The organism is Gemmatimonadota bacterium (assembly GCA_041390105.1).
GTDB lineage: Bacteria > Gemmatimonadota > Gemmatimonadetes > Longimicrobiales > Gaopeijiaceae > JAGQIF01.
On the sequence record JAWKQO010000001.1, the window covers coordinates 877,382 to 893,580 of the forward strand.

A 16,199-nucleotide genomic window follows, 5' to 3' on the forward strand; every position below is an offset into this window, starting at 1 on the left:
CCGCTCGGAACCTCGGGAGGGCGCCCGAGGGTCGAGGGACGGCGGGCCGGGCCGTTCCTAGGCCTCGGACTCGGCCAGCACCCGCTCGGCCAGCTCCACGAACTCCCTCGATCCCAGGTAGAGGGGGGTTCGCTGATGGAGGCTGGTAGGCTGCAGCGAGAGAATGTCCCGCTTGCCGTCCGAGGCCCCGCCCCCCGCGTGCTCGCAGAGGAAGGCCAGAGGCGCCGCCTCGTAGAGGAGCCGGAGCTTGCCCGCGGGGGCCTTGGTGTCGGCCGGGTACATGAAGATCCCGCCCTTGAGGAGGGTCCGGTGGAAGTCGGCCACCAGGGACCCGATGTAGCGGCCGCTCCAGGAGCCCTCGGCGCCGGACTTGAGGCGCTCGACCAGGCGCCGCTGACCGTCCGACCATCGGGCGGAATAGGCCTCGTTCACCGAGTAGAGGCGCTGCGGCGGATCCGGTAGACGGATGTTGGGATGGCTGAGCAGAAACTCGCCGATCGAGGGGTCCAGGGTGAAGCCATGGACCCCATGCCCGGCCGAATACACGAGCATGGTGGAGGACCCGTAGACGACGTAGCCCGCCGCCACCTGCCTGGACCCCGGCTGGAGGCAGTCCTCGAGGGTGCCGTCCCGCCCATCCGTGATCTGGCGGTGGATGGAGAAGATGGTCCCGATCGAGATGTTGACGTCGATGTTGGAAGACCCGTCGAGCGGGTCGAAGATCAGGACGTAGTCCCCAGTCGGAAACCGGGCCGGAATGGGGATGATCTCCTCCGACTCCTCGGAGACCATGCAGCAGAGGTTCCCTGCATGGTCCATGGCCTTGTACAGCACGTCCTGCGCGAAGAGATCCAGCTTCTGGACCGCCTCCGCATGCACGTTGGTCGAGCCATCGGCACCCAGGATGTCGACCAGACCGGCCATGTTCACCTCCCGGGAGATGAGCTTGGCCGCCAGGGCGATGTCATAGAGGATGTTGCTGAAGGCCCCGGTGGCACCCGGGTGGAAGCGCTGCTCGTCGATGATGTGGCGTCCGATGGTGATGACGCTGGTCTCTGGCATGCGCTCCCGCCTTTCCCGCGCTGTAGACGTTGGACGGCTGCAAACTACCGGGCCGGCGACCCATCCGGAAACGCCTCCCCCGACGCCCCTCGGGCCCGCCGCACCCGCCAACGGCCCGCCGCGTCGACCCGCACCCGGACCGTGCCATTTCGATCCGTTCGCAGGATGCGTGCCCCGGAGGCGTTCAGCCGAGCCATCACCCCACCATCGGGGTGCCCATAGCGATTGCGGCGACCCACGGAGATCACGGCCAGCTCCGGTCGAGTCGCCTCCAGCAGGTCCCAGGAGGTGGAGGTGGCACTGCCGTGATGCGCGACCTTGAGGACTTCCAACTCCGACGGGAGCAGGGGCAGCAGGCTGCGCTCCACCTCCGCGGAGATGTCCCCGGTGAGCAACGCCTCGAAACTCCCGTACCGGAGCAGGAGCACGACCGAGCCATCGTTGAGCGATGCGTCCGCATCTGCGGTCGCCGGCGAAAGGACCTCGATGCGGACGCCATCGAAGTCCAGCACCTGCCCACTGCGCGCGGGGACCCAGGGAATCCGCTCGGCGTGCGCGCTGCGCAGGACGTCCAGATAGGGCGACGAAGCGGCCGCGACGCCGGGATCGATCACCGAGCGCACTTCGAGGGCAGCCAGCACGCTCTGAGCACCCCCGGAATGATCCAGATCGGCGTGGCTCAGCACGAGCGTCTCCAGGATCTCGACGCCATGGTCCGTGAGGAAGGGAACGATCCGGTCGCGCCCCGCATCGAACGAACGCCCCCGGCCTCCGCTGTCCACGAGCAGCCAACGCCCCCGGGGTGAGCGTACCGCGATGGCGTCCCCCTGCCCGACGTCCAGCACGTACAGGTCCAGCTCCCCCCTCCCCCCCACTTCCTGCAGCGCCCGCAGCAGCGTGGGCGCCCCCGTCAGCGCGGCGGCCAGCGCCAAGACCCGGACCGGGACCGTGCCACGCCGCGTGGCCCGCATCACCGCCGCTACCGCGACGGCGGTCACTGCGAGCTGGGGCTTCGAGACCGACTGCGCTGCCCACTCGAAGCTCGCGACCCATTCCACCCCACGGGCGAGTCCAGAGGCTCCCCAGGCGGTCACCTGTCCCAGGGCGGGAGCGAGCGGCGGGAGCACCAGTCCCAGCGTCAACGTCAGGACCCCGGAGACGATCACGACGCCCGCGAACGGGGTCAGCAGCAGCGAGACGGGAACCCCGACCAGAGAGACTTCCCCGAAATGCCAGGCGACGAGCGGTAGGGTCGCCGCGGTGGCCGCCAGAGTCGCGGCCAACGAGGAAGCGAGGGGCGCGGGCACGGGGGTATCCTCGAGCCAGCGGACGAGCGGCCTGCGCCACAGGATCAGCCCCAGCATTCCGGCGAAGGAGAGCTGCAAGCCGACGCTCGCCGCCCACTCGGGGCGCACCGCCAGCATCAGCAACGCCGCGCCGCTGAGCGGCGCGGTGCCGAGCGTCGGGCGCCCTCGGGCCCGCACCCAGGCGGCCGTGCACAGAAACACCGCGGCCCGGGTGGCCGCGCCCGGAAAGCCGATCACCCCGACGTAGGCCCAGACGGCGGCGACGGTCAGGGACATCCGAGTGGCCGCCGTCAGCGGCGCCAGCAGCAGGGCTCCGTACAACACCACGCCGACGACCCCGACGTGAAACCCCGAGATGGCGAGCAGATGGGCCACGCCGGCGCGCGCGAACGCCTCTCGTACGTCGGGCGGGATCCGCTCACGCCGAGCGAACAGGAGCGCATCCATCAGAGGCGCAGCGCGTCCGAAGCGCTCGGCCGAGGCGGCCAGCCCTGCCGCACGCAGCCGGTACGCCCACGCCCCACCCGGCGGCGTGGAGAGGGGTTCGCTGCTACGAACGATCAGCCACCCCGCCGGGTCGGAATCCGTGCGGCGCCACCACCCTCGCACGCGGACCCGCGCACCCGGTACCGCATGCACGTCCTGCGCGAGTGTGCGCGCCTCGGCGCCCGCGCACGGACCCACCTCGATCCGGAAGTGAGTGGGCCCCAGGTCCGCGTAGCCCTCGAAACGACCCTCGGCCACGAACGCGCCGGCGGCTCGTTCGCGAAGGCAGCGCGCGAGAGGATCCCTGAGGACCGCAGACGCGTTCAGCGCGCCCGCGAGCACGCAGACGACGCTCACCAGCCCCGACCTGCGCGGCGCCGACCCACGGCGCCCGGGGCTCCTGGATGCGACGATGAGACCGCCGAGCGCCCCACCCGCTCCCACCCACCCCGCGGGCCCCACGTGGGCCAGGGCGAGCAGCGCGCCCGCTGCATAGGCGAGCGCGACCCAGAGCAAGGGCGCTACGGGCGTTGTGGGTCTCCTGGTACTCGACGACCAAGGAGGCGAGCCGGGCTAGCCGGTCGCTCCCGGACTACTCCTCCGGATCGGGGCGGAAGAGGTCACGCTGGAAGCGGTCGACCCGCTCACGCTCCTCCCTTCCCTCCTCCGCCAGCTTCTCCTTGAGCAGGCGCCGCACCTTCAGGTCCGCCTGGATCCCTACCAGCAGCATGATGACCATGCCCAGGATGAGCGAGCCGAACACGACCAGGGCGAGCGGCACGCGGTACAGCGTGGTCAGCCCCAGATCCAAGCGTACCCGTTGGGCACCATTCGCCGCGGCGAAGGACAGCGAGGCAATCAGGAGCACAAGCCCCCCGATCCATCCCACCAACGATCGCACGGCCTAGGCTCCCTCGACCAACTGGCCGGCGAAGGTGGGCCCAGTGGTGCCGGTAAGGCGCACGTGCACGTAGCTGCCGATACGCTCCGGGGATGCCTCGAACGCCACCACCTTGGCTCGACGCGTTCGTCCCATCAGCTGTCCGGGCGTTCGTGCCTCGCGCTCGACCAATACCTCCTCGACGCGCCCGACCTCCGTTTCGTTGATCTCCTGCTGGACGGCGCGCGCCACCTCGATCAACCGCTCGAGTCTGGCAGCACCCACGCTGTCCGGGACGAACTCCTCGGGCGGGAGCCGGGTGGCCGGAGTGCCCTCGCGCGGCGAGTAGCGGTAGGTGAACGCATCGTCGAAGCGCACCGCACGGATCACGGCCAGCGTTTCCTCGAACTCGGCCTCCGTCTCGCCGGGGAAGGCGACGATGACGTCGGTGGAGAGCGCGATGTCAGGGACCTGCGCGCGCACGTCCTCCACGATGGCGAGGAAGCGATCCACCGTGTAGCGCCGCACCATCCGCTTGAGGATCCGGTCACTCCCGGACTGCAACGGGAGATGGAGCTGCTCGCACACGGCGGACTCCTCGGCCATCGCCGCGATCAACTCCTCGCTTACGTCGTTGGGGTGCGGCGACGTGAACCGCACGCGCCGGATGCCCGGGACGCGTGCCACCGCACGGAGCAAACGCGGGAAGCTCCAGCCCTCGGCCTGGTACGAGTTGACGGTCTGTCCCAACAACGTGACTTCGGTCAGTCCGCCATCGGCCAGGCGCGTCACCTCCTCCAGGACGTCGGCCGGGCGGCGGTTCTTTTCGGGGCCGCGCACGTAGGGCACGATGCAGAAGGTACAGCGGTGGTCACACCCTCTCTGGATCGGGATCCACGCTGCCGTGCGCCCCGTGTGGCGCTGCTCCAGACCTTCGTAGTTCTCCCGCGGGTCCAGTTCCAGGACGGTGAGCTGTAGGCCTCGGCTCTTGGGGCGGGTCCGTGCGCTCCGTCCACCGTGGGCCTGCGCCAACCGCTGCGGGAGATCGCGGTAGCCGTCCGGGCCCACCACCAGATCCACGTAGGGGGCCTGCTCGAAGAGGGTGTCTCCCAGGCGCTGTGCCATGCAGCCCGTCACGCCGATCAGGATGTCCGGGCGCTCGTTGCGCAGCGCCTGCAGTTGACCGACGCGGCCGAGCACCCGTTGCTCCGCATGCTCGCGGATGGCGCACGTGTTGATGAGGATGACGTCGGCGTCTTCCGGCCGCGGGGCGAGCTCGTATCCGGCCCCGGCCAGAATCCCCTCCATCAGCTCGCCGTCGCTGATGTTCATCTGGCACCCGTAGGTCTCGACGTAGGCCCGTCGCGGGCCGGCGGACGGTTCCCCCGCCGCCTCCGGCCGATAGCCGCCCTCCGAGCGCTGCGCTCGCTGTGCTGCGGTGGTCGCCATGGTCAACGGCCCCGAATCGAAGCTGAATCTCGGTGTCCCGCCTACGCCGGGACGAGGGCCCCGGAAGCCGCGTGAATATAGAGATCGGCCGCGGATCCCCGAAGGGTCCCGGTGAGCACGCCTCCGGCCCCGTCCGCCCCGGCGACGGGGCGCCACCCCTCGACGCGCACGCGCAGATAGTCCTCGGTCAAACCGGCCTGCGCACCCTCGACCACCACTGCGGCCGTGGTCCCGATGCGGCGAGTCCGGTACTCCGCGCCCTTGGCCTGAGCCAACTCACGCAGCTCTCGGGCTCGGTCCGCTGCGAGTTCCTTGGGCACGGGATCCGGGAGGTCCCAGGCCGCGGTGCCCCTGCGGGCGGAAAACGGGAAGACGTGCAGATAGGTGTAGGGCAGCTCGTCCACGAGGGCGCGGGTGTCGGCATGGTCGCGCTCGCTCTCCCCGGGGAACCCGGTGATCACATCGGCCCCCAGCCCCAGCCACCGGGTTCGTTCCGCCAAGCTCAGCACGCGCTCCCGCACCTGTTCCCGGGTGTGCCAGCGACGCATGCGGCGTAGCACCGCGTCCGAGCCGCTCTGGAGCGGCATGTGCACGTGGGGCACCAAACGGTCGCCGGCACCCGCCAGCAGGTCGATCATGCGATCGTCGAGTTCCGTGGCCTCGACGCTCCCCAGCCGGAACCGCACTCCGTCGATCTGCTCCAGGAGGCGCTCGACCAGACCCGAGAGCGTGATGCGCGGCTCCAGATCCCGCCCGTAGTGCCCGATGTGGATGCCGGTGATCACCAGCTCGGGATGATGCTCAGCGAGGTGCGACGCTTCCCGTACCACCTCGTCGGGAGCGCGCGAGCGGCTGGCACCGCGCGCGATCCGCGTGGCACAGAAGGCGCACTTGCGATCGCAACCGTCCTGCACCTTCAACCATCCGCGTGTCCGCCCCCGACGGGAACGCAGCAAATCCGCGCCAATGGGCTCATGGTCGAGCCGGTCCAAGGAGGAGCGCAGCGTCAGTGGCACGAGGTGCGGCGTCTGCAGCACGCCAGCAGCGACTATCTGCGGATCATGCCCTTCGACCACGAAGCTGACGCCCGCCATCTCCCGATAGCGGTCGGCTTCGAGTGCCGCCGAGCACCCGAGCACCACGATGCGCGCGTCCGGATGTCTGCGGTGGAGCCCCCGGATGGCACGCCGCGCATCGGCATCGGCCTGATGCGTGACCGTGCAGGTGTTCACTACGAACACGTTCGCGCGGGAGACGTCATCGGTGGTGGACAGGCCGCGCGCCTCCAGCTCCTGCCGGATGCGCTCGCTGTCGTATTGGTTGGCTTTGCAGCCGAAGGTCAGGTAGTGGACCGCCACTCCGCTGCCGCTGCTCAGCGCCCGGAGACGCGCAGGCTGACCGTCATGCGCCAGAAACGCTCCGAGAGTGTGTCGTCGGAACGCGTGCCGCGCTCGAGCGCCAGATCGATGCCCGCCAGCGTGAACTCCTCGACCTGCGCCAGGTTGAGCGAAAGGCCGGCCGAAAGCGACGACTCGACCGGGTCTCCCTCTCCGTAGCGGTAGGGGAGCCCCGCCCGACGATAGCCGAGCCGAATCGGCAGGGTACGCCCGATGAACCGCGGACCGCCCCACTCCATGCCCAGACCGAGCGCCGTGACGGCGCCCGTGGTCTCGATGCCGGGGATTCCTGCGTCCGCTCCCGCCCAGTCGGCGTAGCGGAAGCCACCGGTCACCATCAAGCGCCGCGTGAGCGCGGCACTGGCGCCGAAGCGGTACTCGAGAGGAAGGTCGAAGGTGGCGCCCTCCGCATCGAAGCCGGGTTTGGGATCGGCCTTCAGGCTGCCGGACCACCCCACGGCCGCCCCCAGCCGTACGATGGGAACGGGATCGAACTGCACGCCGACGGAGCCGGCCGTGCCCGAATAGGACCACGCCGCCACCTCGGTGAACGTCGCCACGTCGTTCCCGACCGATAGCGAATCCAGCGTGCGCGTGAAGGCACGATCGAGCCGCCCCGTGTAGCGACCGAAGGCCGCACCGACCCCGACCCGCTCGCCGATCCGCCTCCCCCATCCAACCTGGAACAGGGCCACGCCGCCTTGCGATTCGAAGCGGTCCTCAGCGGCAACGGATTCACCCCCCACGTCCACGGTGGTGGTCCGCTCCGCCGCCCAGCGCTGATCGAAGACGCCTTGGTAGGTGGCGGTCAGGTTCCCCCAGGGACCGATGGGATAGCCTACGGCGAGCATGGGGAAGCGGACCCCCTGTAGATCACCCGCCAGCGAACCTTCCTCATAGCGACCCCAGGTGGGCTGCATGGTGGCCATGAGCGTAGGGAGCGCGATGGTCGCTGCGCTGGCCGGGTCGTTCGGGACCATCGAGCCACCGAGCAGCCCCGGTCCGACCACCCCCAGCGCCCGGGCCCGGGCGTCGAGCGCCTCCAGCGGCAGACCCAACCCTCCCGACCCGAACAACGATTGGCCAGCGAGCGGGCCGTGCAGCGCCAGCAGCAGCGCCAGCCCCGACAGAGTGCGCTTCATCGGATACCTACCTTGCCGCCCACGGTCAGGATGAGGCGGAGCACCGGCGCCCCCGAGCCCCCCAGTCCCGCGAACGACATGAATTCGAGGGACGACGGCTCGACGGGACTGATCAGCGCCAGACTATTCACGGCGACCGTCCCTGAGTCGGGCTCGATGAGGTTCTGGATGAACGGCGTGATGGACACCGGCACGGTCTGCCCGGGCGCGCTGGAGAACGCCGGCCCGCTGATACGGATCCCCGCGAAGGGAGTCAGAAGATCACCCAGTGGCGATCTCGGGAACGTCTCGGGTGCGAGCAACTGTCGCGCACCGATGCTGATGGAGTCGCGTGGCTGGAACGCGGGCGGCCCCTCGATCGTGGTCAGGAGCAGCTGGGCGGAGCTGAGCTCGTCCGCACGCAAGGTCAGCGGACAGGTCACGACCGCACACAGCGCAGCAGGACCGGTGAGCTGGGCCGGCAGCGCAAGGGAGAGCGATGCCCGCCAGGCCGGGGCCCCTCCCACGCGCAACTCCCCTCCCGTTGGGGAAGGGATGGGATCATAGATGAAGGTCACCCCCGAGAAGTCGTCCGCGGGGGAGGTCAGCACCACGCTGGTGTCCGGGTTCACGCTGGGTTGGACCTCCACCTGGATGCTGAAGTTGGAGATCCTCAAGCGGGTCCCGGGCGTGCGCGTATCGAGCCGAACCCCCCGCACCCGCGTCGTGGAATCCTGCACCATGCTCAGCGCAGCGCTGTCCAGCGGAATCCGGAACGTATCGGCGCTGACGGTCGGCACCCAGGTGCCCTCCGCCAGGAACGCGACGGGACCCGCGCCGGGCTCCGTCCAGGGCTCCTGAGCGCCGACGGAATCGACAGCCCACTCCCAGGACGCGGTCTCGCCGTGCCAGATCCGGTCGACGCGGCCGACGGAGATCCCGACGGAGTCCTCGTACACACTGGCGGCGGTGTCGACGATCCCGACCAGAAACGCGTTGAGGGTGGTGAGCAGCGTGTCGCTCACGCTGGCACCCGTCGTGTCGAGCACGGTCACCGACGTGGCCCCGGGGATGAAGCGCACGAGCGTGCGCGCTTCCAGGGAGTCCGCCGAATACTGATGCGCGATGAACCCCACGCGGCTCCCGTCCCCGCCGATCAGCTCGCTGGTGCGCCCGAACCCGCCCGCCGTCCTGGCGGAGGTGAGGAACTCGGAGGCGGGTAGCATCACCTCAACCGTGATGGGCTCGACCGGGACCAACCCGGGATCCTGCGCGGTCGGCACCTCGTTCTGGCACGCCGCCAGCACAAGCAGGCCGAGGAGGCCTGAAGTGGCCCGGTGCTTCCTTCCGATGCTACTCAGCGGACACCCCCTCCTCGAAGCGGAACGCCACCGGAAGCAACTCGCTCAAACGCCACTCGCCCCGCCCTCCCTTCTCTGCGATAGATACGATCTCGATGTCGTCCGCGAACTCGGCCAGCACCTGACGGCAGGCGCCGCACGGCGGAATGGGCCGCTCTGCGTCCGAGACGATCACCACCCGCCTGAACTCGCGTCGACCCGCGGCCACGGCCGCGGCCACCGCCGAGCGCTCGGCGCACAGGGTGAGACCGAACGACCCGTTCTCCACGTTGCATCCCGCCCAGAGCGACCCGTCCGTACACTCGAGGGCAGCGCCCACGTGGAGCCCCGAATAGGGCGCGTACGCCCTGGAGCGCGCGGAACGCGCCACTCCCTCTGCGCCGTCAGTCGCCACCGTCCTCGATCCAGATGCGGGGAAGCCGGGCCGTCAGGCCGGTCAGAACCTCGTACGAGATGGTCCCGGCGTGGCCGGCGACCTCCTCCAGCGTGATCTCCTCCTGGCCGTCGCGGCCCAGGAGCGTGGCCACCGCGCCGGCCCGCACCGAGGGCACGCCGGTGATGTCTACCACGGTCATGTCCATCGAGATCCGCCCCACGATGGGAACGCGCACTCCGTCGACAAGGGCGGAGCCACGATTGCCGAGGGCCCGCGGAAGCCCGTCCCCGTACCCGATCCCAAGGGTCGCCCAACGCTCCGCCCCGGCGGCCGCGTAAGTGGCGCCGTATCCCTGCGTCGTGCCCGGGGGAGCGTCCCGCACATGGAGGACCCGTGCGCGCACGGTCGCGACCCGCTGGGGAGGGGGCGCGCCTTCGCCCACCCGCCCCCCATACAGGAAGATCCCCGGGCGCACCCCGCCGGCGGCGTACTCCGGAAGGCGTAGAGCCCCGGCGCTGTTGCAGGCGTGGACCAGGACGTCGTCGGGAGGGCCCAGCCGGGCAAGGGCTTCCCGGAACCGTCCCCATTGCTCCCGAGCAGAGCTCAGGTCCGGCTCGTCGGCCGAATGGAGGTGCGTGAAGCACCCTTCCAGATGAATGCCGGAGTGGGCGCCCCCCAACACCACGGGGCCCCAGTCGGCGACGGTCCGCCAGTCGAAGCCGGCCCGCCCCATCCCGGTGTCGATCTCGATGTGGAAGGGCACCCGGTGCCCGGCCGCGGCCCGCTGCAGCAACTCGACGGAATGCAGGTCCGAGAGGGCCGGGGTCAGGCCCGCCGCGACGAGCTCGCCGAGGGCCCCCGGCGGAGGAGGGCTGAAGACGAGAATGCGTCGCTGTACGCCCAACGCCCGCAGCTCGCGCCCCTCGTCGACCGTTGCCACCCCGAAGGCCCAGGGGTCTTCGAGGTCCAGCGCGGCCGCCGCGGCGCCCATGCCGAGGCCATAGGCGTTGGCCTTGATCATCGGGATGAGGCGGACGCCCTCCCCCACCGCTGCCCGCACCCGGCGGAGATTGGCGCGCAGCGCGGCGGGACGCACCTCGATCCAGGCGCGCGTGGCTCGTTCCGTTGACATGGCGGCCCGAAGATGCCAAGAAGTGGGGCTTTCGCCAATCGTCCCGGCCGCCATGAGCACTCCTCCACCGCCCTCCACACCACCTCCAGGACCCCGGCTCGACCGGGCCCTCGAGCTCGTTCGTTTCCTGAGGGCGCATTGCGAGTGGGACGCCGCACAGACTCCCGAGAGTCTGATCCGCCACCTACTCGAGGAAGCGCACGAGGTGGCCGACGCCATTCGAAGTGGCGACGCGGCCCGCCTGCGCGACGAGCTCGGCGACCTCCTGCTGAACCTGGCTTTCCAGATCGTGATCGGGGAGGAATCGGGTCGCTTCGACGCCGAGGCCGTCACAGCGCACCTGGAGGAGAAGATGCGTCGCCGGCATCCCCATCTGTACGGCGATGGGGAGCGACGCGCTTGGGAGGAGCTGAAGGCCGAGGAGCGCGCGCAGGAGCACGGCGTGCTCGACTCCCTGCCCGCAGGGTTGGACCCCCTGCACCTGGCGTTCCGCCTCCAGGAAAAGGCCGCCGGCGTCGGATTCGACTGGCCGGACGCCTGGGGAGCGTTGGAGAAGCTGGCGGAGGAGGCACGCGAGCTCGAGGAAGCGGTCCGTCAGGGTCATTCGCAACGGACCCGGGACGAGCTGGGCGACGTGCTGTTCAGCGTCGTGAACGTGGCTCGCCTCCTGGGTCACCATCCCGACGAGGCGCTGGACGGCACCAACCGCAAGTTCCGTCGACGCTTCGCCGACATCGAGGCTCGGATGGCGCAGCGGGGTCTGCGCTGGGAGGAGATGGACCTGGCCGCGCTCGACCGTCTGTGGGACGAGGCGAAGCGAGACGAGTGAGCCGGTGAGAGCGCCCCAGCGCGGGTCCGTGGAAGCCCCGACGCGGGGTGCCCCACTTGTGCAGAGCTTCCCTAGTAGCCTGCGCGCTTGTCCACGAGGTTCAGCAGTGGTTCGCCTCGGAGGTAGCGGCCCACGTTCGCCTCGATCAAGGTGGTCTCTCGCTCCCAGAACCCGCGCGTCACGGCAGAGACGTGCGGGGTGACCAGCACGTCCTCGCGCGCCCAGAGGGGATCCCCCGCCGGGAGCGGTTCGGTGGCGAAGACGTCCAGGGCCGCACCCCGGAGGCGCCCCGTCGCCAGGGCCCGTAGCAGCGCCTCGGGCTCGAGCAGCGACCCTCGCGCCACGTTCACCAGCACGGCGCCCCTCTGCAGCTGGTCGAAGAAGGCGTCGTCGAAGGCGCCCCGGGTCTCGTCCGTGGCGGGTGCGGACAACACCACGAAGTCGGCACCTTCGACGGCCCACAGAAGCCCTTCGCGGCCTACGCGCACCTCGACTCCCTCCACGGGGCTGGGAAGGTGGCGGCGCCGCACGGCTCGGACCCGTGCCCCGAGCGCGCGCAGCTTGCGCGCCACCTCCTGGCCGATCCCCCCGAACCCGATGATCGCGACCGTGCTCTGCCCGAGCTCGCGCACCGGTGTATCCGCTGCGTAGAAGGTCTCGGCCACCCAGGCGCGGGAGCCCTGTCCGCGGCGCGCCAGGTCCAGTCCTCGCGCGAAGAACAGCAGGTAGGCGAGGACGGTCTCGGCCATCGGAACGGCATGCACTCCGGCCGAGTTGGTGAAGAGCACGTCCCGCTCCAGAAGCCTGCCGCGCAGAGACCCACCCACGCCGGCCGCCCCCGAGTGGACCCAGCGGAGGCCCGCACCCGCATCCAGGACGTCGTCGGGAATGCCGTAGCCGGCGTAGATCTCAGCCGCTCGCACGGCCTCGAGGACCGCGGGTGTGGCCACCCCGGCCCCATCGCCCGAGCCGTCGGAGGGCGTTTCGATCTCGATCACCTCCCACGTGGGTCCGAGCGCGCGGCGCACGCGCTCGCCCACCCAGGAGGGCATCGACCACACAGGTCTGCGGTCCTGCAGGTCGAGCACGAAACGGCGCACGTGACGTACCGGCGAACGCGGTCAGGGCGTGAGGCGGTGCATCATGCGCGGGAACGGGATGAGCTCCCGGATGTGGGGGCGTCCCGTGACCCACGCCACGAAGCGCTCCAGACCCAGACCGAACCCCGAGTGCGGAAAGGTCCCGTAGCGCCGCAGATCGAGATACCACCCGTAGGCCTCTTCCGGCAGATGCTCCTCGCGGATGCGGGCGAGCAGCCGGTCCAGGTCGTCTTCGCGCTGGCTGCCCCCGATGATCTCTCCGTACCCCTCCGGCGCGATCATGTCGTTGCAGAGCACCGTGCGGGGATCGGCCGGGTTCTCCTTCATGTAGAAGGCCTTGGCCTGCTTGGGGTAGTTGTAGACCATCACGGGCAGCTCGAATCGAGACGCCAGCCGTGTCTCGTCGGCACCGCCCAGGTCGTCTCCCCACTCCATCTCGCTGCCTTCCTGTTTCACGATCTCCACGGCTTCCGTGTAGGAGACGCGCGGGAACGGAGGGACCACGCGTTCCAGTGCGGACGTGTCCCGCTCCAGCAGCGCCAGCTCCTCTTTGCGGCGGTCCAGCACGCGCGCCACGAGGTAGGAGACGAGATCCTCCTGCAAGCGCATGTTGTCGTCGGAGTCCGCAAACGCCACCTCGGGCTCCAGCATCCAGAACTCGGTCAGGTGGCGGCGGGTCTTCGATTTCTCGGCGCGGAAGGTGGGGCCGAAGCAGAAGACCCGACGGAAGGCCGGGCAGGCCGTCTCCACGTAGAGCTGGCCGGTTTGCGCCAGGAAGGCGCGTTCACCGAAGTAGTCGGTCTCGAAGAGCGTGCCTGCCGACTCACCGATCGAGCCCGTGAGGATCGGCGTATCGATCCGGACGAAGTCACGCTCGTAGAGGAAGTCGAGGATGCCCTGCTCCACCTCGGCGCGGATCCGCAGGAGCGCTCGCTGCTGCGAAGACCGCAACCACAAGTGCCGGTGGTCGAGCAGGAAGTCGACTCCGTGTTCCTTGGGTTGGATGGGGTACTCAGCGCTGGCGCCGATCACCTCGATGCCGGTCACGCCGAGCTCGTGTCCTCCGGGCGAGCGAGGCTCCTCCCGCACCGAGCCCTCGACCGCGAGGGACGTCTCCTGGGTCAGCGTCCCCAGCCGTTCCCATACCTCGGGCGCCACCTCTTTCTTGGCGACCACGCATTGCACCAGCCCCGTACCGTCCCGCACCACCGCGAAGCCCACCTTGCCGTGGATCCGGGTGGTTTCCACCCACCCGAGGATACGTACCGTCTGGCCCACCCAGCGGGACAGGTCTCGCACTTCGGCGACGGGGATCTCACTCATGGGACGCGTGCGCACTCCGGGGAAGAGAAGGATGCGAGGCCGGAGGTTGGCTCGGCCCCGGGGTAGCTGTCAATCGGCCCCAACACACGGACGGGGCCCCACCTCGGGAGGCGGCAGCCACCCCCCCGGGCTCTCAACCCGGGGTGCCCCCTCCCCCCCGCGCGCGGTCAGCCCACCTGGAAGAGCCGCAGGCGCTCGGCGTGCCGGGTCTCGAGCAACTCGCGCACACGAGCATGTTGCGGTCGGGCCAGATCCGGATCGCGTTCGACCAGAGCGCGCGCGCGCCGTTGGGCCACGACCAGCAGCGGCTCGTCCCGCCCTAGGTCGGCGAAGCGCAACACCGGGTCCCGCCCATGCTGTCGGTCGCCGAAGAAGTCTCCCTGCCCCCGGATGCGCAGATCTTCGTGGGCGATGCGGAACCCGTCCTGGGTGTCGCGCAATACCTTGAGCCGCTCCATCGCCACCTCGCCGGGCTCAGCCACCAGGATGCACGTGGACTCCGCTTCCCCCCGCCCCACCCGCCCCCGCATCTGATGGAGCTGCGACAGCCCGAAACGCTCGGCGTGCTCGATCACCATGACGGTCGCATTGGGTACATCGATCCCGACCTCGATGAGGGAGGTGGAGATCAGCAGGTCGATGCGGCCCTCGGAGAACGCGCGCATGACCTGGTATTTCTCGTCCGCCGGCATCTGTCCGTGCAGCAGCCCCACGGTCTTGTCGGGGAACACGTCGCTATGGAGTCGCTCATACTCCTGGGTGGCGGAGCGCAGGTCGATCTTCTCGGATTCCTCGACCAGGGGGAACACGACATAGCCCTGCCGGCCCCGCGCCAGTTCCTGACGGACGAAGCGGTACACCTCCTCCCGTTTCCCGGAGAAGCGCAGCAGCGTGCGGATCGGTGTGCGGCCCGCTGGCAGCTCGTCGATGACGCTCAGATCGAGGTCGCCGTAGAGCGCCATCGCCAAGGACCGCGGAATCGGTGTCGCGGACATCACCAACGTGTGGGGCTGCTCCCCGCGCTCACCGAGCGCCATCCGTTGACGCACGCCGAAGCGATGCTGTTCGTCCACCACCGCGAGCCCGAGCTTGGAGAAGCGCACGCCCTCCTGGATGAGCGCGTGGGTACCCACCACCAGCGGCACCTCTCCGGTCTGGATCCGCTCCAGCACCCGCCCCCGCTCCAGCGCGGTGAGGCGACCCGTGAGCAGATCGACGTCCAGCCCGAGTCCCGAGACCAAAGCGCCCATGCGACGCTGATGCTGCTCGGCGAGGATCTCGGTGGGCGCCATCAGCGCGGCCTGGTAGCCGCTCTCCACCGCGAGCAGCATCGCGAAGAGCGCCACCAGGGTCTTTCCGGAACCGACGTCGCCCTGCACCAGCCGGTTCATGCGTCGCCCGGAGGTGAGATCCGCGACGATCTCCCGGAGCACGCGGCTCTGCGCATCGGTCAGATCGAACGGGAGAGACTCGACCAACGGCCGGATGTAGAGATTGCTGCGTTCGAAGACGACACCGGGGTAGGCCAGCATCGCCTCGCGTCGGGCGCGAGCCTGCACGAGCTGCAGGAAGAAGAGCTCGTCGAACGCGAGCCGACGACGCCCCTGCTCCACGTGCTCCAGCGACGTGGGGCGGTGGAGCGCCTCCAAAGCCTCCCGGATGCCGACCAGTCCCAACTCGCGCAGCTCGGCGGGTGACCAGCACTCCTCCTGTTCGGACACCTGCGGGAGCAACGCGTCGAGGTTGCGCCCGATCACGCTGCGCAGCACCCACTGCGGTAGCTCCTCGCTCGCCGGATAGCTCACGAAGATGGTGCCGGTGCTGTCCCCGTCGGACTCCTTCCCCGCCCGTGACAGGACCGTCATCTCCTTCGGTTGGATCTGGCGCCCATGGAAGAAGCGCACCGGCCCGCTGACGAGGACCAGGTCCCCCTTCTCGAGCTTTCGGTCGAGCCAAGGCTGCCCGGGCCAGGCGGACGTGATCATGCCGCTGTCGTCCTTGAGGACGGCCTGGAAGATCCGGAGGCCCTTGCGCGTGGGGACGATGCCTTTGCTGATGACCGTCCCCACCACGGTGGCCTCCGTGCCCACCTCCACGCTGTGGATCGGGTCCACGCGCGAGGCATCGTCGTAGCGGCGCGGCACCCAGTAGAGAAGGTCGCGCGCCGTCTTCACGCCCAGGCGGGCGAACGCCTCGGCGCGGGCCGGTCCCACACCCTTCAGGAACTGGATCGGTCGGTCGAGCAGTGAGAAGGTCACCCGGCGACGATAATCAATGGGCGCCCGCTCGGTCAGGGACCCGGATCCCCCGGTACCGGATCGGCGTTGCCCGGGGCCCGGGCTGGAGAGCGGGGCGCCCCTGTCCGCCGACGGCCCT

The 16,199-nt window shown here is 69.8% G+C and carries 13 protein-coding genes; 1 reads left to right on the forward strand and 12 read right to left on the reverse strand.

The genetic code is table 11. From position 1 onward, the window contains the following. Positions 1–57: 57 nt before the first annotated feature. From fbp to alr, 9 genes are all read right to left on the reverse strand, one after another. Entirely contained in the window at positions 58–1,062 is a 1,005-nt protein-coding gene (gene fbp, locus R3E10_03975) for a class 1 fructose-bisphosphatase (protein MEZ4414888.1), read from the reverse strand. Positions 1,063–1,106: 44 nt separating this feature from the next. After that, the gene (locus tag R3E10_03980) at positions 1,107–3,371 is read right to left on the reverse strand and encodes a DNA internalization-related competence protein ComEC/Rec2 (GenBank protein MEZ4414889.1); all 2,265 of its coding nucleotides are present in this window, start codon (positions 3,369–3,371) and stop codon (positions 1,107–1,109) included. A 76-nt stretch (positions 3,372–3,447) separates the two neighbouring features. Further along, a complete protein-coding gene (locus tag R3E10_03985; protein MEZ4414890.1) occupies positions 3,448–3,756 on the reverse strand; it encodes a lipopolysaccharide assembly protein LapA domain-containing protein in 309 nt (102 codons plus the stop codon). Between the two features lie 3 nt (positions 3,757–3,759). Continuing rightward, positions 3,760–5,184 carry a tRNA (N6-isopentenyl adenosine(37)-C2)-methylthiotransferase MiaB gene (gene miaB / locus R3E10_03990; GenBank protein ID MEZ4414891.1) on the reverse strand — a complete coding sequence of 475 codons (1,425 nt, stop codon included), beginning with the start codon at positions 5,182–5,184 and terminating at the stop codon, positions 3,760–3,762. A gap of 41 nt (positions 5,185–5,225) precedes the next feature. Continuing rightward, a complete protein-coding gene (locus tag R3E10_03995; protein ID MEZ4414892.1) occupies positions 5,226–6,542 on the reverse strand; it encodes a MiaB/RimO family radical SAM methylthiotransferase in 1,317 nt (438 codons plus the stop codon). A gap of 14 nt (positions 6,543–6,556) precedes the next feature. After that, positions 6,557–7,723 (reverse strand): hypothetical protein, encoded by a 1,167-nt coding sequence (locus tag R3E10_04000; GenBank protein MEZ4414893.1) that lies wholly within the window; start codon positions 7,721–7,723, stop codon positions 6,557–6,559. After that, the gene (locus R3E10_04005) at positions 7,720–8,961 is read right to left on the reverse strand and encodes a hypothetical protein (protein ID MEZ4414894.1); all 1,242 of its coding nucleotides are present in this window, start codon (positions 8,959–8,961) and stop codon (positions 7,720–7,722) included. Before R3E10_04005 ends, R3E10_04000 begins: the two co-directional genes overlap by 4 nt. A 94-nt stretch (positions 8,962–9,055) precedes the next feature. Then, positions 9,056–9,457 carry a cytidine deaminase gene (locus tag R3E10_04010; GenBank protein MEZ4414895.1) on the reverse strand — a complete coding sequence of 134 codons (402 nt, stop codon included), beginning with the start codon at positions 9,455–9,457 and terminating at the stop codon, positions 9,056–9,058. Continuing rightward, entirely contained in the window at positions 9,447–10,571 is a 1,125-nt protein-coding gene (alr, locus tag R3E10_04015) for an alanine racemase (GenBank protein MEZ4414896.1), read from the reverse strand. The genes R3E10_04010 and alr overlap by 11 nt, the downstream gene beginning before the upstream one ends. A 52-nt stretch (positions 10,572–10,623) precedes the next feature. On the opposite strand from alr, the gene mazG reads away from it, so the two are divergent. Beyond that, positions 10,624–11,400 (forward strand): nucleoside triphosphate pyrophosphohydrolase, encoded by a 777-nt coding sequence (gene mazG / locus R3E10_04020; GenBank protein ID MEZ4414897.1) that lies wholly within the window; start codon positions 10,624–10,626, stop codon positions 11,398–11,400. Positions 11,401–11,471: 71 nt separating this feature from the next. On the opposite strand, the gene R3E10_04025 is transcribed toward mazG, so the two are convergent. The 3 genes from R3E10_04025 to recG all read right to left on the reverse strand — a co-directional run bounded on the left by R3E10_04025 (position 11,472) and on the right by recG (position 16,081). Then, the gene (locus R3E10_04025; GenBank protein MEZ4414898.1) at positions 11,472–12,500 is read right to left on the reverse strand and encodes a D-2-hydroxyacid dehydrogenase; all 1,029 of its coding nucleotides are present in this window, start codon (positions 12,498–12,500) and stop codon (positions 11,472–11,474) included. Positions 12,501–12,521: 21 nt separating this feature from the next. After that, positions 12,522–13,823, reverse strand: coding sequence for an asparagine--tRNA ligase (gene asnS, locus R3E10_04030; protein MEZ4414899.1), 1,302 nt, complete (start codon positions 13,821–13,823; stop codon positions 12,522–12,524). A gap of 167 nt (positions 13,824–13,990) precedes the next feature. Then, the gene (gene recG / locus R3E10_04035) at positions 13,991–16,081 is read right to left on the reverse strand and encodes an ATP-dependent DNA helicase RecG (GenBank protein ID MEZ4414900.1); all 2,091 of its coding nucleotides are present in this window, start codon (positions 16,079–16,081) and stop codon (positions 13,991–13,993) included. Between the last annotated feature and the right edge of the window lie 118 nt (positions 16,082–16,199).

What these genes read in the sequence shown, in the direction of transcription:
- alr (MEZ4414896.1), bottom strand. Translation starts at nt 10,571, where the DNA reads ATGTCAACGGAACGAGCCACGCGCGCCTGGATCGAGGTGCGTCCCGCC.
- R3E10_04000 (MEZ4414893.1), bottom strand. Translation starts at nt 7,723, where the DNA reads ATGAAGCGCACTCTGTCGGGGCTGGCGCTGCTGCTGGCGCTGCACGGC.
- mazG (MEZ4414897.1), top strand. Translation starts at nt 10,624, where the DNA reads ATGAGCACTCCTCCACCGCCCTCCACACCACCTCCAGGACCCCGGCTC.
- fbp (MEZ4414888.1), bottom strand. Translation starts at nt 1,062, where the DNA reads ATGCCAGAGACCAGCGTCATCACCATCGGACGCCACATCATCGACGAG.
- miaB (MEZ4414891.1), bottom strand. Translation starts at nt 5,184, where the DNA reads ATGGCGACCACCGCAGCACAGCGAGCGCAGCGCTCGGAGGGCGGCTAT.
- asnS (MEZ4414899.1), bottom strand. Translation starts at nt 13,823, where the DNA reads ATGAGTGAGATCCCCGTCGCCGAAGTGCGAGACCTGTCCCGCTGGGTG.